This window comes from Polaromonas sp. P1_F2, assembly GCF_056405735.1.
Genome location: NZ_JBFUBN010000010.1, coordinates 147,976 through 168,866, shown reverse-complemented (window position 1 = coordinate 168,866; position 20,891 = coordinate 147,976). Strand labels below are relative to the sequence as shown.

The following is a 20,891-nucleotide window of genomic DNA, read 5'->3' as shown; positions in this document are numbered from 1 at the left end:
TCACAGCGATTCGAGGAATTTGACCAGCGCCGCGCGCTCCTGCACATTCATCTGCAGGACCTTGTCCTTGCTGGCCTTGGCCTCGCCGTCATGCCAGAGCACCGCCTCCAGCGCGCCGCGCGCGCGGCCGTCGTGCAGCAGGCGGTTGTGGCCGTTCACGTCGGGCACCAGGCCCAGGCCCCACAGCGGTGGCGTGCGCCACTGGCGGCCGTTCGCGAGGAAGTCGGGCCGGCTGTCGGCCAGGCCCGCGCCCATGTCGTGCAGCAGCAGGTCGGTGTAGGGATAGATGGTCTGGCCCTGCGCGGCCTTGCTGCCCAGGCGCGGGAAGGGAATCTCTCCGGTCACGTAACTCGGGCGGTGACAGGCGGCGCATTGCGCTGCGGCAAACAGCTTCTGGCCTTGCACCACCTGGGCATCCTTGGGATTGCGCCGCGCGGCCGGCGCCAGCGTGCTTTCGTAGAACACCACGTCGTTAAAGGTCTTCTCGTCGATCTCGGGCGCCTTGCCCTGCGCGCCGCGCGGCGCGGCCAGGCAGTCCTTCTGCGCGCTGGTGCAGGTTTCCTTGGGAAAGAGCGGAGAGGTGATGCCCATGTCGCCGAGGAAGGCGCCGCCGGTCTGGTGGGCCAGCGTGGCGACATTGGCCTTCCAGCCGAAGCGTCCCACGCGCATTTGCTGCGTGGGCGCGTCCCATACCTGGTTGACCACGCCGCGCACAGGCCCGCCCAGGGTCGCCTGGTCGCGCGCGTTGCGCAGGATCTCCGCCTCGGGAATCGCTTCAAGCAAACCCACGCCGGCCATCTGCGGCGCGATGCGCGGGCTCAGCATCACATCCCTGGCCATGGGTCCGTAGTTGAGCTTGCTGAAACCGTAGCGCGGTTTCTGCAGCTGGTAAGGCGTGCCGTCGGCGAACTTGCCGCGTACCGTCTCATAGCGCAGCGAGATCTGCCCTTCGGGTGTCACGCCCTGGACCGCGAAGTTTGAAAACTGGTCGCCATACACCGGATCGGGTAGGGGACCGCCGTGCACGTCCTTGCCTGGAATCGACAACCGCAGCAAGAGGCCCACGGGCTGGTCGGACAGGCCGCGCGTGAAATCCGGCGGCGCGCCGCGGCCGTCCTGCACGTGGCAGCCGCCGCAGGAGCGGGCGATGAAATGCGGGCCCAGGCCGTCGCGCGCGGTGGTGGACGATGGCGCCTGCACCCAATTGCGCTTGAAAAATGAATTGCCGATGACGAAGCGCGTGCGCTCCTCATCGGGCAGGTTGGCCAGCGGAAACGAGAACGCGTTCTGGCCGGTGGCGAACACGGTGGTGTCGCCGCCGGTTTTTTCGTCATCGGGTGCAACGGGGTCGTGTGCGGCTCCCGCGGACGCCCAGAAGGCCAGGCCCGCAAGGCCCGTCACGGCCAGCCACAGCAGCCCCGCGCGCAGGGAGCGCGGGAGCGATCGGGGCGAAGCGGCGCGCAACACTTAAGGTTTGACCAGGGTCAGCTTGGTGATGCCGGCCGCGTTGGCCGCTTCGACCAGGTCCTTGCTTTGCTGCACCAGGCTGTCTATGGTTTTCTGCACGCGCAGGCGGCCCGGCGCGTCCTTGGCGCCGACGATCTCGCGGTCAAACGGTGCCTGTATGCCTTCAGCGGCGGCGACCGATGCGGCGATCTGTTGGGTCGTGCGCTCAGCCAGTGCCGGGTTTTTGGCGGCTACCAGCTCGCGCAGCGAAGCACCGCTCAGCGTGCTGCCGTCGGCACGTTTGTACTGGCCCAGCCAGGCGTTCTGTATGCCCTTGGCGTTGTTCACCACGTCGCGGTGCGTGTTGTCGGAAAAGCAGGAGTGTTCGTCTTCCTGGTCCTGGCTGGCCAGCGCGACTTCCAGGCGCTCGCCCGCGAGTTCACCGCGCGAGAGCGAGCCCAGGCCGACAAACATCTTGCGCACCGACTCCATGCCGCCGCGCTCGAATTTCGCGCGGTAAGACGTGGCCGTGGGCGCCCAGGCCTTGGTGAGGCTGCGCAGGTCGTCTACCAGCAGATCGGTCGCCACTTGCAGGTACTGGCGGCGGCGATCGGCGTTGGGCTTCTTGCCGTCGATGAAGTCTTCAAACGAGCGGTTGCCCGGGCCGGTGGTGCTCAGGTCCTGGCCCCACAGCAAAAATTCGATGGCGTGCCAGCCGGTGGCGATGTTCTCTTCGCCGTTGCGCTCGTTCAGGCTGGCCAGCTGCTTCTTGCCGATGACGGCCTTGCGGTTGTTGATGATGCCGGCGTTGGGCGCGTCTTTCACGTAATCGACATAGGACTCGTCCATGGGCCAGGCGTTGATGCGGCCTTCCGGGCCGTTTTTGTCGTCGATGGGGCCGCCGTAAAAACGGAAGGCCTCCGTCTGGCCGTAAAACTCGCGGGCGTCCAGCCAGGCCTTGCGCGCGGCTTTGAGTCCTTCGTCAGAAGGCGCGGCGGTGAAGGACTGCACGGCCTTTTGCAGCGTGAGCGCGCCGGCCAGCGTGTCCTCATAGTTGGCCAGCACCAGCTGGGCGTACTGCTTGGCCACGGCGGGCGCAGTTACGGCCTGCGCTGCCGGTGCCGCTGCGCCGCTTGCGGCGGCTGCGGACTGGGCCATGGCGGGCGCAGCGAGCAGGGCAAGCAGGGTGGCAAGAAAGACGGGTTTCAGCACGGGTGTCATGGCGGCTCCTGGATTTTTGGGAATGGCAAAAAAGGGATTATACAAATGAGAATAGTTATCAATATCATCGACACACGGAATGCCGGGTCATTCCCGCCAGGTTCGATGGAGTGAAAAATCGAAGGGGACCGAGAACTGCTCAAAAAAATCAGCGAAACGGTCCTGGCCAGGCGCGCCGCCGCAGACAGGGCTCCAGCCCGGCAAGGCGGGGCGACAACGCCAGGAGGGGTTTTGAGCGGCTCTCAGCGCCGCCGGCCGGTTTTGCGCGCTTCGTAGCGCTTCATCAGCGGCGTGACCGAAACGCCGTGCGCGACGACCGAGGCCACGACGACGGCCAGCGTGATCGAGAGCAGTTGCTGGGCCAGCGCGCGCTCGATATGGTGGTTGATGGCGTACAACAGGTAGTAGAGCGAGCCGATGCCGCGTATGCCGAACCAGCCCATCAGGTTGCGCTGCGTGCCCCTGACCCGTGTGCCCAGCAGGCCGATGTAAACCGCCAGCGGCCGCACCACCAGGAACAGCACCGGGATGAACCACAGCACCTCCGGGCGAAAGCGCACGGTGGCCACCAGCACGCCGACGGCCAGCACGATGGCGACTTCGACAAAACTCTCCAGCTGGCTGTTGAAGCGCGCCACCGCGCGCATCATGTGGGCCGGCGCTTCCGCGCCCGAAGCCTCCTGCTCCGCGGGGCTCAGCGTTTCACCGGGATCGGGTGCCGGCGCCTGCGGGCGCACATGGGGTTCGTCAATGCGGCGCAGCGCCAGCCCGGCCGCGAACACCGCCAGGAATCCGTAGGTATGGCTGAGCAGCGCAAGGCCGTAGGTGAGCCCTATCAGCCCCAGCGCGATAAATTCGTCCGAGCCCAGCGCCTCGCGGTGCCGCATGCGCAGGTAGAGGATGGCGCGGCCCACCAGCGTGCCCAGCAGCCAGCCCAATGCCAGGCCGCCGGCCACCGCCCACAGCACGTCGACGGCCCACCAGCGCCAGCCGCCCTCGCCGAGTTCGTGCAGGCCCAGCAGGCCCAGGCCGAGCATGACAAAAGGAAAGGCCGTGCCGTCGTTGAGCCCGCCTTCACCCGTGAGGCCGAAGCGCAGGCGGTCGCGGTCGCCGGGATCGGCCACCTGCACATCGGAAGCCAGCACCGGGTCGGTGGGCGCCAGGATGGCGCCCAGCAGCACGGCCGCGCCCAGCGGAAGGTTCAGCAGGTACACGCCCAGCGCGGCGACGGCCGCCACTGTGAGCACCATGGAGACCGTCGCCAGCTGCACCGGAATGCGCCAGCGGCCGTCGTGCCGGCGGAACTCGAGCTTCATGCCGCAGGTGAACAGCGAGACCAGCACCGCCACTTCCGTCAGGCGCTCCAGCAGTACGGCGTTCTTCAGCGCGTCGAGCTTGAGCAGCCCCAGCCCCACCGGGCTGACGGCCACGCCCACGCCGAGGTAAAGCATGGCGGCACTCAGCGGCAGGCGCGCGATAAAGGAGCCCCCCAGCGTCATCGCGATCAGCAGCGCGCCGGCCACGATGCAGGCCAGGGTGAAGGTGGTGGGCTCGTTCATGGCCCGAGCTTACGGCCGGTGCGCGCCCGTGCGTATCAGCCGGCACGCCGTCTTGTGCTGGCTACGGGTGGCGGCGCCGCGACTACCAGTCGACCAGGCTTAAGCCAACGCTCAGGACGTTGCGCTTGCGGTTGTAGTCCACCAGGCTGTCGCCATAGCCGCTGAACAGCTGCACGTGGTAGCGCAGGCCGGTGTAGTTGGGCGACGAGGCGGGCGCCATCATCCAGTCAAAACGCGCCGAGCCGCGGGCCTCTTTGCGCAGCGAATGCCGCAGCGTCACGCCCACTGTGTTGGCCTTGTTGATCTGCCAGCTGCCGGTGACTTCGGCGCGGCCTATGTAGTTCTCGATGCCGGGGTTGTCGTCGTTGCCCGAAGACTCCTTGAGCCGGTCCCAGATGCGTCCCTGCAGGATCAGGCCCGAGTCCTGGCCCAGCGTCTTTTCCGCCGCGCCCATAAGATAGACACGGTTCCAGCTGCGTGACAGCGGCAGCGACTGCCCGTTGGACTGGTGCACCAGCCCCAGGCCCGAGAGCCGGTAGGTCCAGCCGCCGGCCAGCGGGATCTGGTGCGGGTAGATGTAGAGAATTTCAGGTTCGTGGTCGGTGGTGCGGAAAGGCCGCGAGATGGCACCGTTGAACAGCTGCCAGTAGCTTTGCTGCGTGTAGCCGAACCACAGCGAGTCGTGGTCGTCCTCGTCCTCGGGGCCGTTCTTCAGCAGGCCCTTGGCAATCTTGGTGCGCACCGAGAGCTGGATCTTGTTTTCAGTCCGCATATAGGGCTGCGAAGTCAGCGCGGTATGGCCCAGCGACGGCGACGAGGGCTGCATGTTCACGCTGTCGGAGGTGACCACCGCCAGCGAGATCGGCCGGTAGCCGCGCAAGGAGAAAGTGTCGCAATCGGTGCCGCGCTGCAGCTCCCAGAAGCGCGAGAGTTCGGAGTACTTCGTGTTCTTGCAGCCTATGGGTTTGCCGTCCGGCGCCTCGGTGTTCAGCGAAGGCAGCAGCAGCACAGGCGTGGCCGGCTGGCCGGTCGCCGGATTGGCCGGCGCCGTGGTGAGGCTGGGCGCGGGCATATTGGCCGGCGTCTGCGCGTCGGCCCATTGCTGGAAGCAGGCCAGTTGCGCGGCGGGGTCGGCCTTCATGGCCTGGCAAGCCTGCCAGCCCGGGATGGGGGCGCGTACGGAAGCCGAAGAAGGGGTTTGCGCCTGTGCCGGGAACATGGCGAAAAGCCCCAGGAGGCCGCCCCACAGCAGGGGCGCGGCAAATAGGGAGGGTATCGGTCGCATGGTTGGGCAGTCGGTTCGGTGATGTTTTAAAGGAATTTTCAGGCGCCCGCGCTTGGGGTTCAAGGCAGCCGGGTCAGCGTGAAGGGAATGTCGGGCGCGTTGTCGGGCGCGCTGCTGCTGGTGTCTTTCCAGCTGCCCTTGAAGGCCTTGCCGCAGGAGCCCTCGACCATTTCGCCGTTCCAGGTGCCGGTGATGCTCACGTTGTCGGAGGACTCGTCGAGCAGCAGCATGCCGCCCTCGAGGTCGCCGGCCAGCGCGGCCTTGGCGGCATGGCCGGCAATGGCTTTGGAGCCGGCGGCCGCGCCCAGGTCGCGGCTCACGATACCGGCCAGGCTTTCGGCGAATTCCGCGTGCCGCTCCAGCAGCATGGTGGCGCGGGCCGGCAGGCCGGCGGGCGGGTTGGCAAAACGCACGGCCCACAGGCCGTAAAGCTGAGCGGCCTTCATGTCCGTCGCCGCGGGGCATCCGCTATCAGCTTTGGTTTGGGCGCTTACCCCGGTAAACAGTGTGCAGCTTGCTATCAACAAAAGAGCAAATCGGAAGGTATTCGAAGTCATGAACAGGTGAACGCCGGCTCGAAGCCGTTCGGAACGGGGCTGCAGGAACGCTGCGCAGACGCGGCCGGGTGGCCGGTCTGCGCAGCGGTGGAATGAAAACCCGGGCCGTGGGGTGCGGGATTTAAGCAACGCACAGCCCGGGGCTTGCGCACTATCTCACGAATACATCTTCTATGACGCGCAACTCAGGCAAACCCGCGAGTTGAAACTGTTTGTAACTGAGATACTGAATTTGTTTCCATTTTTTTCTCCGAAAGGCCCCACCATGAAAATCCGTCAATACATAAGTGTGCTGGTGCTGGCTTTGCTGGCCGGCCAGGCCTCGGCCCAGGGGGCGCCATTGGTGTTCGCCGTGAACGAAGGCGTGACTTACCGCGTCAATCCGGGCGCGACCGTCGAGCGTTTTCGCGATCTGTCCGAGGACTTGGGCAAGCTGCTCAAGCGTCCGGTCAAGATACAGCCCGTAACAGACTACAAAGAGCTCGCGGCCGGCATGGCAGAGCAGCGCTACGACATCGCCTATGTGCACCCGGCTCATCATTCCATCCGGGCGATGTCCAAAAACGGCTACCGCCTGATCGCGCTGACCAAGGGCTTCACCGACTACAGCGCTTCCTTCATGGTGCGCAGCGACTCACCGCTCAAGTCCATCAACGACCTGAAGGGCCTCAAGATAGGCGCGCCCAGTGAAGACTCCATCACCTCGGTGATCATGCGCGCCACCTTGCGAGACGCGCTCGGGACGCAACCGGTGGAAACCGTTTACGTCAAACTGCAGGACGCGGTGCCCTTCATGGTGGAAAACAACATGGTCGCCTCAGGCGTCACCGCGTCACGCGCGGTGGTCAAAGACTGGCAGGCCAAGGGCGGCAAGGTGCTGGCCACCAGCAAGCCCGTACCCATCAAGCACCTGCTCGCCAGCGGCAAGCTGACCGACGCGGAGCGCGCCCAGATCACCGCCTACTTTGTGGGGCTGGATCAATCCGCCGACGGCAAAAAACGGCTGGATGCGCTCACCGTGCAAGGGTTCATCGAGTATGACCAGGGCAAGCTGATGGATCTCGGCAAATGGCTTGGGCTGTGATGTCCCATTCCTATTTCAACGCGATATGTCGTTGCAGCCCCCTTGCCGTGCGCGGGCCTGTTAATCCTGTGTTTGCAAATGCGAATGGGGTGAAAACGGCGCCAATCAAGGCGCGCGACGACGCGCAGACCGGGTGTCTGCGCTAGGAGCGCAACGCCGAGTGGCGCCGTTTTCACCCCATTCCCTCCGGGTTGCGATCAAAAAGGCCTTGCGCGGCGTTGCAAAGCCTTGACGGGGTTCACCCCGCCTGCGTTTTGCGCCTTGCTCAAGGCCTTTTTGACTCGCAACGCATCTTGCAAACACAGGGTTAACAGGCCCTAAGCACTGTCTGCGGGGTTGCGCCTAATCTCGCACCGAATTAGCCACGGAATAGAGCGGCGTTAGCGAGTCTCTGCCGCCGCCGCTGCCGCCGCAATCCCCTCAGCGGATTTTTTCGCAAACTCCGCGCGCAAGGCCTTGAGCTTTTCGCGCGGGTCTTCCTTCACCGTGGCCTTGTCCAGCGCCATCTCGGCGATGAAGCGGCTGGGCGCGCCGGGAATCATGTCGCGGCCTTTCTTGCGCTTGCGCAGCCAGTTCACGGCCAGCGTGCGCTGCGCGCGCGTGATGCCCACATACATCAGGCGGCGCTCTTCCTGCAGGCGCAGCGCGATGTTGTCGGTATTGGTGCCGTCGTCGTCTTCCAGCTTGAAGGGCAGCAGGCCCTCGTTCACGCCGGCCAGCACCACGTGCGGCCACTCCAGGCCCTTGGCCGCGTGCAGGGTGGACAGCGTCACCACGTTCTGGTCGCCTTCGCGTTCGCTGATGGTGGACAGCAGCGCGATGGTCTGCACCACCTCCAGCATGGTCTTGGTTTCGGCGGCCACCACCGCGCCCGAGGCGTCGTCGATCTGCCCGCCGCAGCGCTGTGCCACCCAGTCGCAGAAATCCATCACGTTGGTCCAGCGCGCGGCCGCGAGCTTCTCGCTGTCCTCGCCGTCATACAGGTGTTTTTCGTAATCGATTTCCTTGAGCCAGTCGTTCAGGAAAACCCGCGCGTCCTCGGCGCCCACGGTGCGTTTGGCGCGGTACTCAAGGTCGTTGAGGTAGCGGCCGAACTCATGCAGTGAGCCCACCGCCTTGGCCGGCAGCACCGAGCCCAGCGAGTTGCTGAACAGCGCCTCGAACAGGCTCTGCTTGGACTGGCTGGCGAACGTGCCCAGCGCGCCCAGCGTGGTGTGGCCTATGCCGCGCTTGGGCGTGGTCACCGCGCGCATAAACGCCGGATCGTCGTTGTTGTTGACCAGCAGCCGCATCCAGCAGCACAGGTCCTTGATCTCGGCGCGGTCGAAAAAGCTCTGCCCGCCCGAGACCTTGTAGGGAATGTTGGCCTTGCGAAAAGCCTTCTCGAAAGGTTTGGCCAGGTGATTGGCGCGGTACAGCACGCAGAAGTCTTTCCACTCCTTGTATTGGCCGCCCTCGGCCTGCAGGCTGCCTTCGGCGCGCAGGCTCTGGATGCGCGCCACCACGCGCTCGGCCTCGTGTTCCTCGCTGTCGCAGTCCACCACGCGCACCGGCTCGCCCTCGCCGAGCTCGCTGAACAGCGTCTTGGGAAACAGCTTGGGGTTGGGGCCGATCACGTTGTTGGCCGCGCGCAGGATGGCGCTGGTCGAGCGGTAGTTCTGCTCAAGCTTGACCACCTTGAGGTTGGGGTAGTCCTGCGGCAGTTTCCTGAGGTTGTCCAGCGTGGCGCCGCGCCAGCCATAGATCGACTGGTCGTCGTCGCCCACCGCGGTGAAGCGGCCGCGCGGGCCCACCAGCAGCTTGAGCATTTCATACTGGGTGGCGTTGGTGTCCTGGTATTCGTCGACCAGCACATGGCTGAGCGACTCCTGCCATTTGCTGCGCACGCTGTCGTGCTCGCGCAGCAGCTTGAGCGGCAGGCCCACCAGGTCGTCGAAGTCCACGCTCTGGTAGGCGGTCAGGCGTTCTTCATAGTGCGCCATCACCCGGGCGATGGCGCGCTCCTCGTCGCCGTTGGCCTGCGCCATGGCCTCGGCCGCGTTGAGGCCCATGTTCTTCCACAGACTGATGGTCCATTGCCACTGCCGAGCGGTGGCCGCGTCGGTGCTGCCGCCGGCGTCCTTGATGATGCTGGTCACGTCGTCGCTGTCGAGAATCGAGAACTGGGGCTTCAGGCCCAGCGCCGCGCCGTCCTGGCGCAGCATGCGCACGCCCAGCGCGTGGAAGGTGCAGATCAGCACGCCCTTGGCGCTTTTGCCGATCAGCGCCTTGGCCCGCTCGCGCATCTCGGCGGCGGCCTTGTTAGTGAAGGTGATCGCGGCGACCTGCTCCGGCTTGAGCCCCGACTGGATCAAGCGGCCAATCTTGTGCGTGATCACCCGCGTCTTGCCCGAACCCGCGCCCGCCAGCACCAGGCAGGGACCATGCAGGTAGTTCACGGCTTCTTGTTGGGCGAGGTTCAGGCCGTGAGTCATGAAAAAGAATCGATTCCAAGGAGAAAAAATGCGCGGGACCGGCCATGTCAAGGACTGCCGGTGAAGGGCAAATCATAGCGGCTGCCCTTTTGAGGCCATCAAATCATTCGCGCTGCCGGGCCCGGCGCGGCTTCATGCCTGGCGGCTCGCAGGCGCGAAGCCACCCTGCGTCAAGGACAAGGCCTGTGCCGCCTGTTGCAGCAGCAGTCGCACGGTTTTCTGGTCGGGGCCCACGTGGCGGTCTATGCGCCGCACGTAAGGGCAGGTCAGCGCCGCCAGCGCGCTGTGGTCGGGCCCGAAGATCGGGCAGGAAATATCGGCCACGCCGAAAGATTGCAGGCTGTCGCGCTCGAAATAGCCTTGCTTGCGGATCACGCCGAGGGCGGCGGCCAATGCATCGGACTCGATCGGCACCTCGCCTTCGAGCGCCGTGTGCTGGGCCAGCATTTGCTGGGCCTGGCTGGCATCGGCGAAAGCCAGCAACACCCGGCCCGAGGCGGTGTCGACCAGCCCGACATGCACCCCCACGCGGATCGTCATGCTCCAGGTGCCGGGGCCGTTGACCTGTGCGGTGACCAGCACATTGCCCTGGTCATAAACGCCCATGTGGCAGGCCTGCTCCGCCTTCTGCGCGAAGGCTTCCATGATGGGAATGGCCTGGGTCACCAGCCGGTTGAGCGGTGGATGCATGTGGGCCAGCGAGAAGAGCTTCAGGCTCAGCGAGTAGCGGTCACCCGAGAGCGAGCGCATCACATATTGCCGCGCCACCAAACGCTCCAGCATGCGGTAGATCTCGCTCGCGTTGCGGTCCATTTCCTTGACGATCTCCGCGCGCGTCAGGCCCTGCGGCTGGCGGGCCAGCAACTCCAGGATGTCCAGGCCCTTGTCGAGCGCCGGGGCGCGGTAGCGGTCTTCCGCAAGAGGCGGAGATGCGGTGTCGCCAGCGTCGTTCTGGGTCGGGTCGGGCGTCAGGGGAAAAGATTTTGGTGTCATGGCGGCAGGTTGGGTGAGGGCAAAGGCATTGCAATTTTGATATGTAACTCCGCGCTCCTGATATGTCACACGGTGCTTGCGAGGACTTTCGCCTTCATTGCTTTGAGTCTATTTACTTTTGCACTTAATGTTCATCAATAAATTAAATCCTGACCTAGGGAAAGTCCGGAGCTTGGAAAGATGAGCAAATTTCTATGATTCACACCGTTTCGATCCATAAGTGAATAGATTGTTCATCAATGAACTATTTGTAACGATAAGTTTCCTGCCTTTGGCGCCCCCGCCTCGCAGTGGTCCGTCAGCTAAAAAAGGTTTTTGTTATGCACCCAGGACGATTTGAGAAGAAAACGGTATCGGTCTCAGCGCCGGCGTCCGGGCTGGTGGCCGCGGCCTTGCTCGCCGGCGGACGGGCCACTTGGCCAACGGCGAGCCGCTGCGGGTCGGCGGCGGCATAACGACCTGAGTGAACACCGCAGTTGCCAGCAACCGCTCATGACACCTCTTGTGGCCATCACCAAGCTGTGCAAGTCCTTCCCGGGAGTGCGCGCGCTGCACAACGCCCGGTTTGAGCTTGCCGCCGGCGAAGTGCATGCCCTGATGGGCGAGAACGGTGCCGGCAAATCTACCTTGATGAAGATACTGGCCGGGGTCTACCAGAAGGACGCCGGCGAGATCAGCATCGACGGCCGGGCGGTCGAGATCAGCAGCCCGCGCGCCGCGCAGGCGCTGGGCATCGGCATCATCCACCAGGAGCTCAACCTGATGGGCCACCTGAGCGTCGCGCAGAACATCTTCATCGGACGCGAGCCGCTCGGCCGGCTGGGCCTGTTCGTCGACACCGAAAAGATGGCCCGTGATACCCAGGCGATCTTCGACCGGCTGAACCTGAGCCTGGAGCCGCATACGCTGGTCTGCGACCTGACGGTGGCGCGCCAGCAGATGGTCGAGATCGCCAAGGCGCTGTCCTTCGACTCGCGCGTGCTGATCCTGGACGAGCCCACCGCCGCGCTGAACAACGCCGAAATCGACGACTTGTTCCGCATCATCGGCCAGCTCAAGCGCCAGGGTGTCGGCATGGTCTACATCTCGCACAAGATGGACGAGCTCAAGCGCATCTCGGACCGCGTGACGGTGATGCGCGACGGCCAGTACATCGGCACCGTGCCGACCGCCACCACCAGCATGGACACCATCATCGGCATGATGGTGGGGCGCGCGCTGCTCGAAGACGAGAGGCCGCCGGCAGGCGACCAGGGCGGGGAGACCGTGCTGGAGGTGCGGGGCCTCAATCGCGGCCGCACCATCAAGGATGTCAGCTTCAGCGTGCGCAAGGGCGAGATCCTGGGCTTTGCCGGCCTGATGGGCGCCGGCCGGACCGAAGTGGCACGCGCCGTATTCGGCGCCGACAAAAGGGATTCGGGGGAGATCTGGGTCAGGGGCCGCCGGGTCGCGGTGCACAGCCCGGCCGATGCGGTGGCGCACGGCATCGGCTACCTGTCGGAAGACCGCAAGCACTTTGGCCTGGCCACCGGCATGGATGTGCAGACCAACATCGTGCTGGCCACCCTGCGGCGCTTCTTGAGCTTCGGCTTCCTCCTCAAGCCCGCCGCGATGCAGCAAACGGCGGCGAAACTGATCGCGCAGCTGGGCATCAAGACACCCAGCGCGCAGCAGAAAGTGGCGCTGCTGTCGGGCGGGAACCAGCAAAAAATCGTGGTCGCCAAATGGCTGGTGCGGGACTGCGAGATCCTGTTTTTTGATGAGCCCACGCGCGGCATCGACGTGGGCGCCAAGAGCGAAATCTACAAGCTGCTCACCGCGCTGGCGGCGCAAGGCCGCGCGATCGTGATGATCTCCTCGGAACTGCCCGAGGTGCTGCGCCTGAGCCACCGCATCGTGGTGATGTGTGAGGGCCGCATCACCGGAGAGCTGTCGGCCCGCGATGCGACCCAGGAAAAAATCATGCAATTGGCCACCCAGCGCGAAGCGCCGGCGGCCGCTTCCAGCCCGGTTGCCCTTGCTGCCGCCTTCTAAAAACAACAGCGGAAGCATCCTCCATGACCGTCTCCAAGTTGCTGCAGGGTTTCAAGACTGCGGCTTTCAGCAGCAATACCCGTCAAAAGCTTCTGGCGTTTGCCAGCTTGCTGGGTTTGCTGATTTTCTTCAGTGTGGCTTCGCCCAGTTTTATGCAAACCGACAACATGGTGGGCATTTTGCAGGCCACAGCGGTGAACGGCGTGCTGGCCATTGCCTGCACCTTTGTCATCATTACCTCGGGCATAGACCTGTCGGTGGGCACCCTGATGACGTTTTGCGCCGTCATGGCCGGGGTGGTGCTGACTTACTGGGGCCTGCCCTTCTACCTGGGCGTGCTGGCGGCCATTTTCTTCGGCGCGTTCTCAGGCTTCATCTCGGGCGTGCTGATTGCCAAGCTGAAGATTCCGCCCTTCATTGCCACGCTGGGCATGATGCTCATGCTCAAGGGCCTGTCGCTGGTCATCACCCATTCCAAGCCGATCTATTTCAACGACACGCCGGAGTTCTCGGTCATTTCCCAGGAATCGCTGATCGGCTACTTCCTGCCCGAGCTCCCCATCCCCAATGCGGTGCTGATCCTCTTTGTGGTGGCGGTGGTGTCCAGCCTGGTACTGAACAAGACGGTGCTGGGCACCTACACCTTCGCGCTGGGCAGCAACGAAGAGGCGGTGCGCCTGTCGGGCGTGAACGTGGACCGCTGGAAGATCATTGTCTACACGCTGAGCGGCGCGATCTGTGGCATCGCCGGCCTGCTCATTGCCTCGCGCCTGAACTCTGCGCAGCCGTCGCTGGGCCAGGGCTACGAGCTGGACGCGATTGCCGCCGTTGTGATCGGCGGCACCTCGCTCAGCGGCGGGGTCGGCACGATCCTGGGCACCATCATCGGCGCTTTCATCATGAGCGTGTTGACCAACGGGCTGCGCATCATGTCGGTGGCCCAGGAGTGGCAGACCGTGGTGACGGGCCTGATCATCATCGCGGCGGTGTACGCCGACATCTTGCGAAAGCGCAGGTAGATGCAAACAAACGCTGTCTCAGCCGCCGGGCCGCCGGTGTGCGGTCCTTAGCAAGGAGAACCCCAAACCCCAGCCCCTGCCCACGTTTGATTTTGATATTCATTGCAGCAACCCATAACGATCAGGAGACGACATGATTTTGAAACGAACACTTTTGAGCCTCGCACTGGGCCTTGGCCTGGCTTGCACCTTGAGCACGACGGCGCTGGCCGCCGACGAGATCTACATTCCGATGATCTCCAAGGGCTTTCAGCACCAGTTCTGGCAGGCCGTCAAGGCAGGGGCCGAGCAGGCCGGCAAGGACTACAAGGTCAAGGTGACCTTCGAGGGCCCCGAGAGCGAGAGCATGGTGGACAAGCAGATCGACATGTTCGCGGCGGCGCTGGCCAAAAAACCGTCGGCCATCGGCTTTGCCGCGCTGGACAGCAAGGCGTCGATCCCGCTGTTGAAAAAAGCCCAGGCCGCCAAGATCCCGGTCATCGCCTTTGACTCGGGCGTGGACAGCGATATTCCGGTGACCACGACCACCACCAACAACGTGGCCGCTGCGGCCCTGGCCGCCGACAAGATGGCCGAGCTGATCGGCAAGAGCGGCGATGTCGCCCTGGTCGTGCACGACCAGACCAGCCGCACCGGTATCGACCGCACCGAGGGATTTGTCAACCGCATCAAGTCGACCTATCCCAACATCAAGATCGTCAGCGTGCAGTACGGCGGCGGCGACCAGCTCAAATCGACCGAGATCACCAAGTCCATCCTGCAGGCCAACCCTAATCTGAAGGGGATTTTCGGCGCCAACGAAGGCTCGGCCATCGGCGCGCTGAACGGCGCCAGGGAGATGAAGCGCAAGGTGGTGATCATCGGCTACGACTCCGGCAAGCAGCAAAAAGCCGCCATCCTGGACGGCTCCATGGCCGGCGCCATCACCCAGAACCCGGTCGGCATCGGCTACAAGACCGTCGAGGCGGCGGTCAAGTCCCTCAAGGGGGAGAAGCTGCCCAAGGTCATAGACACCGGCTTCTATTACTACGACAAGACCACCATCAACGATCCCAAGATCGCGGCGGTTTTGTATGACTGATGGGTGCGGCAGCCTCCGGGCTGCCACGCGCTGAAGCGCTTCTTCACCAGGCAATCCTTCATGAGCACTATCCAATCCATGCGTGTCATCGACGTGCGCTTTCCGACGTCGCAGCATCTCGACGGCTCGGATGCGATGAATCCGGACCCGGATTATTCGGCTGCCTATGTGGTGCTGGAAACCGGCCAGCCGGGGCTTGAAGGCCACGGCCTGACTTTCACCATCGGCCGCGGCAATGAAGTCTGCTGCGCCGCCATCGAAGCCATGCGCCATCTGGTGGTCGGCCTGGACATGGACTGGGTGACCGCGGACATGGGCCGCTTCTGGCGTTACATCACCTCGGACAGCCAGCTGCGGTGGATAGGCCCGGACAAGGGCGCGATCCACCTGGCGACCGCCGCCGTGGTCAATGCCGTGTGGGATCTGTGGGCCAAGCAGGAAGGCCTGCCGGTGTGGAAGCTGGTGGCCCGCATGAGTCCGGAAGAAATCGTCAGGGTGATCGACTTTCGCTACATCACCGACTGCATCACGCCGGCCGAGGCGCTGGCCCTGCTGACACGCCAGGCCGCCGGCAAGGACGCGCGCCTGGAGACGCTCGAGCGGGAAGGCTACGCCTGCTACACCACGTCCGCCGGCTGGCTGGGCTACGACGATGAAAAGCTCAGGCGCCTGGCCCAGGAGGCGGTGGATGCCGGCTTTTCGCACATCAAGCTCAAGGTGGGCCGCGACCTGCAGGACGACATCCGGCGGGTGCGCGTCGCCCGCGAGGTGCTCGGCCCCGACCGCACCCTGATGATCGATGCCAACCAGGTGTGGGACGTGAACGAGGCGATTGACTGGCTGGACCACCTGCGTTTTGCGAAGCCCTGGTTCATCGAGGAGCCGACCAGCCCTGACGACATCGAGGGCCACCGCCGCATCCGCGAGGCGGTCAAGGGCGACATGCAGGTCGCCACCGGCGAGATGTGCCAGAACCGCGTCATGTTCAAGCAGCTCATCATGCGGGGCGCGATCGACGTGGTGCAGATCGACGCCTGCCGGCTGGGCGGGGTCAACGAAGTGCTGGCCGTGATGCTGATGGCCGCCAAGCATGGACTCAAGGTGTGCCCGCATGCCGGCGGGGTCGGCCTGTGCGAGTACGTGCAGCACCTGTCGATGATCGACTACCTCTGCATCGCCGGCACCAAGGAAGGCCGGGTCATCGAATACGTGGACCACCTGCACGAGCATTTCGTGGATCCCTGCGTGATTCGCAATGCCGCCTACATGCCGCCGCAGCGGCCGGGTTATTCGATCGAGATGAAGCGCGAGTCGCTGGCGCAGTACGCCTTCAGGGGCTGACGGCCCGCCACACCCTTCAGTTGCCTGACCCACCCATGACCAACAGACGAGACCGGAGCCCCACGATGGACTTATCGACCGACCGCGAAATTGCCGACACGGCGGTGTTCCTGCCGCCGCGCGCCATGAACAGACATCCACACCGCCGAAACGCCATGCGGCGCTGCCAGCCACCGGGCCTGAAGAGCACGGTGAAAGCTGGCCGCCATGTTTTCCCCGCCCGAACCGGGTTCGCTCTGGGCAGCCATGCCGGCGAATGGGCATATCCGGACTTCTTCAACTGACTCAATCCAACCACAGAAAAGAGAGACAAATCATGAAAGCTGCTATCCGTAGTATGTACCTGGGCGTTGCCTGCGCGGCCGTGCTGGCTCCGCAAATGGCCTCTGCCCAGTCCACCGTCACCTTGTATGGACGGGTCGTGTCAGGCCTGGCCTATATCGACCATGTGTTTGACCCGGTGGCCAATGCCAGTTTCTCCAAAACCATGGTGGCCAGCAACCAGTGGGGCACCAGCATGTGGGGCATGAAGGGCAAAGAAGACCTGGGGGGCGGCCTCGCGGCCAACTTCCTTCTCGAAAGCGGGTTTGAGCTTAAAAACGGGGGGGCCGGAACGAACCTGTTCAATCGCCGCGCCTATGTCGGCCTGTCCAACTCCAGCTGGGGCAGTTTTCGCCTCGGCAAGAACCTGTTCATCAGCAACGACGTGTGGGACCTGGACCCGACCGGCCAGCAGTGGGTGGGCAGCGCCACCCTGGTCAGGGGCCGCAGCTGGCCCGGTGCCAGCAATGTGATCGAGTATTCAACGCCTGACATGGGCGGCTTTAATGCCACGGGGCAGATCTCGCTCGGCGAACAGGCGGGCAGCAGCAAGGCCAACCGCGGCGAAGGCTTTTCTCTGACCTATGCGAACCAGGACCTGATGCTGCGCGCCATCTATTCCCAGCGCCGTAATGCTGCCGGCACCTTCACGGATGTTTTCAACACCTCCAAGGAAACCATCGTCGGCGGCACTTACAAGATCGGCCCGGCCAAGCTGTATGCGGCCTACGACTACATCACCGCAGCCGACGCGGCCCTCACCGCCGCGAGCAAGCTCAAGCATGCCTGGGTCGGCGTTCGCTACGATGTGACGCCGGCGCTCACGCTGATCGGTTCGGTCTTCCACGTCAAGTCCGACCGGGTGGCCGGCAAGGCCACGCTCGGCATGGTGGGCGCGGACTACAGCATGTCCAAGCGCACGCTGCTGTACGCGGCATTCGGCAACGTCAGCAACTCCAGTGGCGCCAACTTCGGGGTGGACACGGTATCGGGAAATCCGGCGATCAACCAGTCGCAAAGAACCATTTACGCGGGCATTGCGCACAGCTTTTAAAGCGGCGGCGCCGGGCGAATGCCGGGCGTTCGGCGGCAGGCTGGCGGGATTCACATCGGAATCACGCCACCCGTCAGCTGTCCCGCCATCATTTGCCCTGTCATGAATAAGTAGCTGCGGCGCAGGCACCCCTGCGCTGCAGCTATTTTTTTTGCCCAATGACAGGCGGGCGGAGCATCGCGACGCACTCACACGCAAAGCGTGGGCGACAATGAGCGCCGTGCTCGGCATTCTTTTCGTCACTTTCCCCTTTTTCGCCCTGGTGCTGTGCGGCTACCTTGCCGCGCGCCGCGGCCTGCTTCCGCAGCTGGCCATCCCCGGCCTCAACACCTTTGTGCTGTATTTCGCAGTGCCCTGCATGCTCTACCGCTTCGGCGCCGGCACGCCGATCGCGCAGCTGCTGGACGCCAGCCTGGTCGCGGTTTACCTGGTGTGCGCGCTGCTGATGGTGGCCTTTACCGTGGTGCTCACGCGCAAGGGCCGCATTGCCTGGAACGATGCTTCTTTCGGCGCGCTGGTCGCGGCCTTTCCCAACACCGGCTTCATGGGCGTGCCCCTGCTGGTGGCGCTGCTGGGCGCGCAGGCCGCCGGCCCGGCCATCGCCACCATCCTGATTGACTTGCTGGTCACGAGCTCGCTGTGCATCGCGCTGTCGCGGCTGGATTCGGCCGACGTCCACGGCGCCGAGGTCGCCGCGCAGAAGGCGCTCAAGGGCGTGGCGCTCAATCCCATGCCCTGGGCCATCGTGCTGGGCGCGCTGTCGTCGGGCTTTGGGGTGGCGCTGCCCGGGCCGGTGATGCAGACTGTCGGGCTGCTGGCCGACGCGGCCTCGCCGGTGGCGCTGTTCACCGTAGGCGCGGTGCTGGCCCGCTCGCAGATGAACAGCGTTGCGGCCATGCCGCTCAGGGACTACGTGCCGGTGGCGTTGATCAAGCTTGTGGTCCATCCAGTGCTTGTCGGCCTGGTGGGGCTGGGCGCCATCGCGCTGGGTGTGCCGCTAGAGCGTTTTGCGCTCACCGTGATCGTGCTGGTGGCGGCCCTGCCCAGCGCCAGCAACGTGACAATGCTGGCCGAGCGTTTCGGCGCCGACAACGGCCGCATCGCACGCATCATCCTGCTGTCCACTGTGCTGGCCTTCTTCAGCTTTTCGGCGGCCGTAGCCCTGCTCACCTGAGGCGGAGCCCGGGCCTGCGCCCGGGTTTCAGCGGCTGTTACAAAAAAACTGAAAAAAGACGGCGCCCCTGCTGTCGATTTCGCTCCGCTTGTTCGTCGTACCGGTAAGAGCAGGATGTTTCTGCCCGGGTTGTCCGGGCTCTCCGCTCCCAACCCAAAGGAGTCCGAAATGAAATTCATGGTTCTGGTGAAAGCCGACAAACACAGCGAAGCCGGCGAAATGCCCAGCGAACAACTGCTGGCCGACATGGGCAAGTTCAACGAATCACTGGTCAAGGCTGGCGTGATGCTGGCGGGCGAGGGGCTGCATCCGAGCTCCAAAGGCGCGCGCGTCAGGTTTTCCGGCAGCAAGCGCACCGTGATTGACGGGCCTTTCCCCGAAACCAAGGAACTGGTGGCCGGCTTCTGGGTGTTGCAGGTCTCGTCAAAAGAAGAGGCGATTGAATGGGTCAAGCGCTGCCCCTTCCCACCGGAGAGCGAAGCCGAAATCGAAATCCGCCAGGTGTTTTCCGCCGAAGACTTCGGGGCCGAGTTCACGCCCGAACTGCGCGAGGCCGAGGAGCGCCTGCGCCGGCAGGTCGAAGCGCGGAGCTGAAACGCACTCGCCCCGCGTTTGAGGTAAAAACCGGGTTCTAAGGAGACTCCACGCATGCAATTCATGATCCTGCGCAAATCCGACGCGAGTACCGAGGCCGGCGAGCTGCCCAGCCCCGCGCTCCTGGCCGCCATGGGCGCCTACAACGAAGAACTGGCCAAAGCCGGCATGCTGCTGGGCGGCGAGGGCCTGCAGCCGAGTTCAAAGGGCGCGCGCATCCGCTTTTCCGGCGGAAAGCCCACGGTGACCGACGGGCCCTTCACCGAGGCCAAAGAGCTGATTGCCGGCTTCACCCTGGTCGAGGCAGCCTCGCAGCAGGAGGTCATCGAGTGGCTCAAACGCTGGCCGCAGGAAGATGCCGGCGGCAACAGCTCGCTGGAAATCCGCGAGGGCGGCTGCCCCGGCGGCCTGCGCGGCGTGGCCGGTGAGGGCGCGCCGGCCCTGCCTGAAGGCTTTCGCCGTTTCATGATTCTGCTCAAGGCCAACGACAGGGCCGAAGCCGGCACTGTGCCCGACAAGCAGTGGCTGGGGCGCATGGCCCAGCACAACGACGAGGCCGTCAAGGCCGGCGTGCTGCTGCTGGGTGAAGGCCTCAAGCCCAGCGCCAGCGCATCCCGCCTCAAATTCACCCGGGGTAAACCCAGCGTGATGGACGGGCCCTTCGCCGAAGCCAAGGAATTGCTGGCCGGCTTCTGGATCATCCAGGCGCGCTCGCTGCAGGCCGCGGTGGACTGGGCGCTGGGCTACCCGTTTCCTTTCAGCGACACCGAGGAGGTCGAGGTGGAAATCCGGCTGCTGTATGAGGCCGCCGACTTCGCCGCGGCCTGAAGCCTGGGGTGCGGCCAAAAAAATCTGAATTTTTTTGGCCGGGCGTGTCGATTTGATGTTTTCCGTTCGTCATAACGGTGAGCAGACGTTTTTTTGGGGCGCACAGCGTGCGTGCCCGATAAACCCGGCGCTCGCCCATTCATGAAATGAACGAACACCAAAAAGGGGATTTACATGTTCAAGACCATTGCCATCATTGCCGCCGTCGTTATCGTGCTTTTTGTCGTGACGGTGCTGGTGCTTGCCGCCGGCAAGCCCGAGACCTTCCGTGTCCAGCGCCAGACCACCGTCCAGGCGCCGCCCGAAAAAATCTTCCCGCTGATCAACGACTACAAGAATTGGGGCGCCTGGTCGCCCTGGGAGAAAAAGGACGCGGCCATGAAGCGCAGCTTCAGCGGCCCGGCCACCGGCAAGGGCTCGGCCTATGCCTGGGAGAGCAAGGAGGTCGGCACGGGCGACATGCTGATCACCGAATCGGTACCGTCTTCCGTCGTCAGGATAGACCTGAACTTCAGCAAACCCTTTGAAGCCCACAACAAGGTGGTGTTCAGCATCCAGCCGCAGGCCGGCGGCAGTGTCGTGAGCTGGGAGATGGCGGGCCCCGCGCCGCTGATCTCCAGGGTCATGCATGTCTTCTTCAACATCGACAAGATGGTGGGCAAGGACTTTGAAGACGGCCTGGCCACCATGAAGGCCACCGCGGAAAAGTAAGAAGCTTGTTTGAAGTTTTCTCGGGGAAACCTTGTCGATTTCCCCAAAACCATTCGTCGTAGAGTTAGAGCCAGGCACTCCAGGGTGACGCACCCCAGCCCGGCTCGCAATCTCA

18 protein-coding genes are annotated in these 20,891 nt (G+C 64.2%); 11 read left to right on the top strand and 7 right to left on the bottom strand.

Translation table 11 applies throughout. The annotated features are described in order from the left end of the window. The 5 genes from AC1D0O_RS19280 to AC1D0O_RS19260 all read right to left on the bottom strand — a co-directional run bounded on the left by AC1D0O_RS19280 (nt 1) and on the right by AC1D0O_RS19260 (nt 5,957). Nucleotides 1–1,467 (bottom strand): di-heme oxidoreductase family protein, encoded by a 1,467-nt coding sequence (locus AC1D0O_RS19280; RefSeq protein ID WP_477655102.1) that lies wholly within the window; start codon nt 1,465–1,467, stop codon nt 1–3. Further along, the gene (locus AC1D0O_RS19275; RefSeq protein ID WP_477655101.1) at nt 1,468–2,667 is read right to left on the bottom strand and encodes an imelysin family protein; all 1,200 of its coding nucleotides are present in this window, start codon (nt 2,665–2,667) and stop codon (nt 1,468–1,470) included. Nucleotides 2,668–2,909: 242 nt separating this feature from the next. Beyond that, nucleotides 2,910–4,226: a cation:proton antiporter gene (locus tag AC1D0O_RS19270; RefSeq protein ID WP_477655100.1), complete on the bottom strand. Its 1,317-nt coding sequence runs from the start codon at nt 4,224–4,226 to the stop codon at nt 2,910–2,912. Nucleotides 4,227–4,308: 82 nt separating this feature from the next. Next, nucleotides 4,309–5,511 carry a phospholipase A gene (locus AC1D0O_RS19265; protein ID WP_477655099.1) on the bottom strand — a complete coding sequence of 401 codons (1,203 nt, stop codon included), beginning with the start codon at nt 5,509–5,511 and terminating at the stop codon, nt 4,309–4,311. Nucleotides 5,512–5,570: 59 nt separating this feature from the next. Further along, a complete protein-coding gene (locus AC1D0O_RS19260; RefSeq protein ID WP_477655098.1) occupies nt 5,571–5,957 on the bottom strand; it encodes a hypothetical protein in 387 nt (128 codons plus the stop codon). 376 nt (nt 5,958–6,333) lie between these two features. Here AC1D0O_RS19260 and AC1D0O_RS19255 point away from each other — a divergent pair, with 376 nt between their 5' ends. Next, complete coding sequence (locus tag AC1D0O_RS19255) at nt 6,334–7,152, top strand: phosphate/phosphite/phosphonate ABC transporter substrate-binding protein (RefSeq protein WP_477655097.1); 819 nt, start codon at nt 6,334–6,336, stop codon at nt 7,150–7,152. 380 nt (nt 7,153–7,532) lie between these two features. Here the strand turns inward: AC1D0O_RS19255 and AC1D0O_RS19250 are convergent, their stop codons facing one another. Continuing rightward, nucleotides 7,533–9,626, bottom strand: a complete 2,094-nt coding sequence (locus tag AC1D0O_RS19250; RefSeq protein ID WP_477655096.1) for an ATP-dependent helicase — start codon at nt 9,624–9,626, stop codon at nt 7,533–7,535. A gap of 132 nt (nt 9,627–9,758) precedes the next feature. Continuing rightward, nucleotides 9,759–10,619 (bottom strand): IclR family transcriptional regulator, encoded by an 861-nt coding sequence (locus AC1D0O_RS19245; protein WP_477655095.1) that lies wholly within the window; start codon nt 10,617–10,619, stop codon nt 9,759–9,761. Between the two features lie 492 nt (nt 10,620–11,111). On the opposite strand from AC1D0O_RS19245, the gene AC1D0O_RS19240 reads away from it, so the two are divergent. The 10 genes from AC1D0O_RS19240 to AC1D0O_RS19195 all read left to right on the top strand — a co-directional run bounded on the left by AC1D0O_RS19240 (nt 11,112) and on the right by AC1D0O_RS19195 (nt 20,776). Further along, a complete protein-coding gene (locus tag AC1D0O_RS19240) occupies nt 11,112–12,653 on the top strand; it encodes a sugar ABC transporter ATP-binding protein (RefSeq protein ID WP_477655094.1) in 1,542 nt (513 codons plus the stop codon). Nucleotides 12,654–12,676: 23 nt separating this feature from the next. Then, nucleotides 12,677–13,672: an ABC transporter permease gene (locus tag AC1D0O_RS19235; RefSeq protein ID WP_477655093.1), complete on the top strand. Its 996-nt coding sequence runs from the start codon at nt 12,677–12,679 to the stop codon at nt 13,670–13,672. Nucleotides 13,673–13,808: 136 nt separating this feature from the next. After that, the gene (locus AC1D0O_RS19230) at nt 13,809–14,753 is read left to right on the top strand and encodes a substrate-binding domain-containing protein (protein WP_477655124.1); all 945 of its coding nucleotides are present in this window, start codon (nt 13,809–13,811) and stop codon (nt 14,751–14,753) included. A 60-nt stretch (nt 14,754–14,813) separates the two neighbouring features. Then, nucleotides 14,814–16,094, top strand: coding sequence for an L-fuconate dehydratase (locus AC1D0O_RS19225; protein WP_477655092.1), 1,281 nt, complete (start codon nt 14,814–14,816; stop codon nt 16,092–16,094). A gap of 65 nt (nt 16,095–16,159) precedes the next feature. Then, nucleotides 16,160–16,378, top strand: a complete 219-nt coding sequence (locus AC1D0O_RS19220) for a hypothetical protein (protein ID WP_477655091.1) — start codon at nt 16,160–16,162, stop codon at nt 16,376–16,378. A gap of 32 nt (nt 16,379–16,410) precedes the next feature. Next, on the top strand, nt 16,411–17,469 hold the full coding sequence (locus tag AC1D0O_RS19215; RefSeq protein ID WP_477655090.1) for a porin: 1,059 nt from the start codon (nt 16,411–16,413) through the stop codon (nt 17,467–17,469). 220 nt (nt 17,470–17,689) lie between these two features. Continuing rightward, on the top strand, nt 17,690–18,643 hold the full coding sequence (locus AC1D0O_RS19210) for an AEC family transporter (protein ID WP_477655123.1): 954 nt from the start codon (nt 17,690–17,692) through the stop codon (nt 18,641–18,643). Between the two features lie 168 nt (nt 18,644–18,811). After that, nucleotides 18,812–19,237 carry a YciI family protein gene (locus tag AC1D0O_RS19205; RefSeq protein ID WP_477655089.1) on the top strand — a complete coding sequence of 142 codons (426 nt, stop codon included), beginning with the start codon at nt 18,812–18,814 and terminating at the stop codon, nt 19,235–19,237. Between the two features lie 54 nt (nt 19,238–19,291). After that, nucleotides 19,292–20,065, top strand: a complete 774-nt coding sequence (locus AC1D0O_RS19200; protein ID WP_477655088.1) for a YciI family protein — start codon at nt 19,292–19,294, stop codon at nt 20,063–20,065. A 174-nt stretch (nt 20,066–20,239) separates the two neighbouring features. After that, complete coding sequence (locus AC1D0O_RS19195; protein WP_477655087.1) at nt 20,240–20,776, top strand: SRPBCC family protein; 537 nt, start codon at nt 20,240–20,242, stop codon at nt 20,774–20,776. Nucleotides 20,777–20,891: the final 115 nt, after the last annotated feature.

Excerpts from the sequence above, each read along its gene's own strand:
- AC1D0O_RS19275 (WP_477655101.1), bottom strand. The coding sequence starts at position 2,667 with ATGACACCCGTGCTGAAACCCGTCTTTCTTGCCACCCTGCTTGCCCTG.
- AC1D0O_RS19270 (WP_477655100.1), bottom strand. The coding sequence starts at position 4,226 with ATGAACGAGCCCACCACCTTCACCCTGGCCTGCATCGTGGCCGGCGCG.
- AC1D0O_RS19265 (WP_477655099.1), bottom strand. The coding sequence starts at position 5,511 with ATGCGACCGATACCCTCCCTATTTGCCGCGCCCCTGCTGTGGGGCGGC.
- AC1D0O_RS19260 (WP_477655098.1), bottom strand. The coding sequence starts at position 5,957 with ATGAAGGCCGCTCAGCTTTACGGCCTGTGGGCCGTGCGTTTTGCCAAC.
- AC1D0O_RS19255 (WP_477655097.1), top strand. The coding sequence starts at position 6,334 with ATGAAAATCCGTCAATACATAAGTGTGCTGGTGCTGGCTTTGCTGGCC.
- AC1D0O_RS19250 (WP_477655096.1), bottom strand. The coding sequence starts at position 9,626 with ATGACTCACGGCCTGAACCTCGCCCAACAAGAAGCCGTGAACTACCTG.
- AC1D0O_RS19245 (WP_477655095.1), bottom strand. The coding sequence starts at position 10,619 with ATGACACCAAAATCTTTTCCCCTGACGCCCGACCCGACCCAGAACGAC.
- AC1D0O_RS19240 (WP_477655094.1), top strand. The coding sequence starts at position 11,112 with ATGACACCTCTTGTGGCCATCACCAAGCTGTGCAAGTCCTTCCCGGGA.
- AC1D0O_RS19235 (WP_477655093.1), top strand. The coding sequence starts at position 12,677 with ATGACCGTCTCCAAGTTGCTGCAGGGTTTCAAGACTGCGGCTTTCAGC.
- AC1D0O_RS19225 (WP_477655092.1), top strand. The coding sequence starts at position 14,814 with ATGAGCACTATCCAATCCATGCGTGTCATCGACGTGCGCTTTCCGACG.
- AC1D0O_RS19220 (WP_477655091.1), top strand. The coding sequence starts at position 16,160 with ATGGACTTATCGACCGACCGCGAAATTGCCGACACGGCGGTGTTCCTG.
- AC1D0O_RS19215 (WP_477655090.1), top strand. The coding sequence starts at position 16,411 with ATGAAAGCTGCTATCCGTAGTATGTACCTGGGCGTTGCCTGCGCGGCC.
- AC1D0O_RS19205 (WP_477655089.1), top strand. The coding sequence starts at position 18,812 with ATGAAATTCATGGTTCTGGTGAAAGCCGACAAACACAGCGAAGCCGGC.
- AC1D0O_RS19200 (WP_477655088.1), top strand. The coding sequence starts at position 19,292 with ATGCAATTCATGATCCTGCGCAAATCCGACGCGAGTACCGAGGCCGGC.
- AC1D0O_RS19195 (WP_477655087.1), top strand. The coding sequence starts at position 20,240 with ATGTTCAAGACCATTGCCATCATTGCCGCCGTCGTTATCGTGCTTTTT.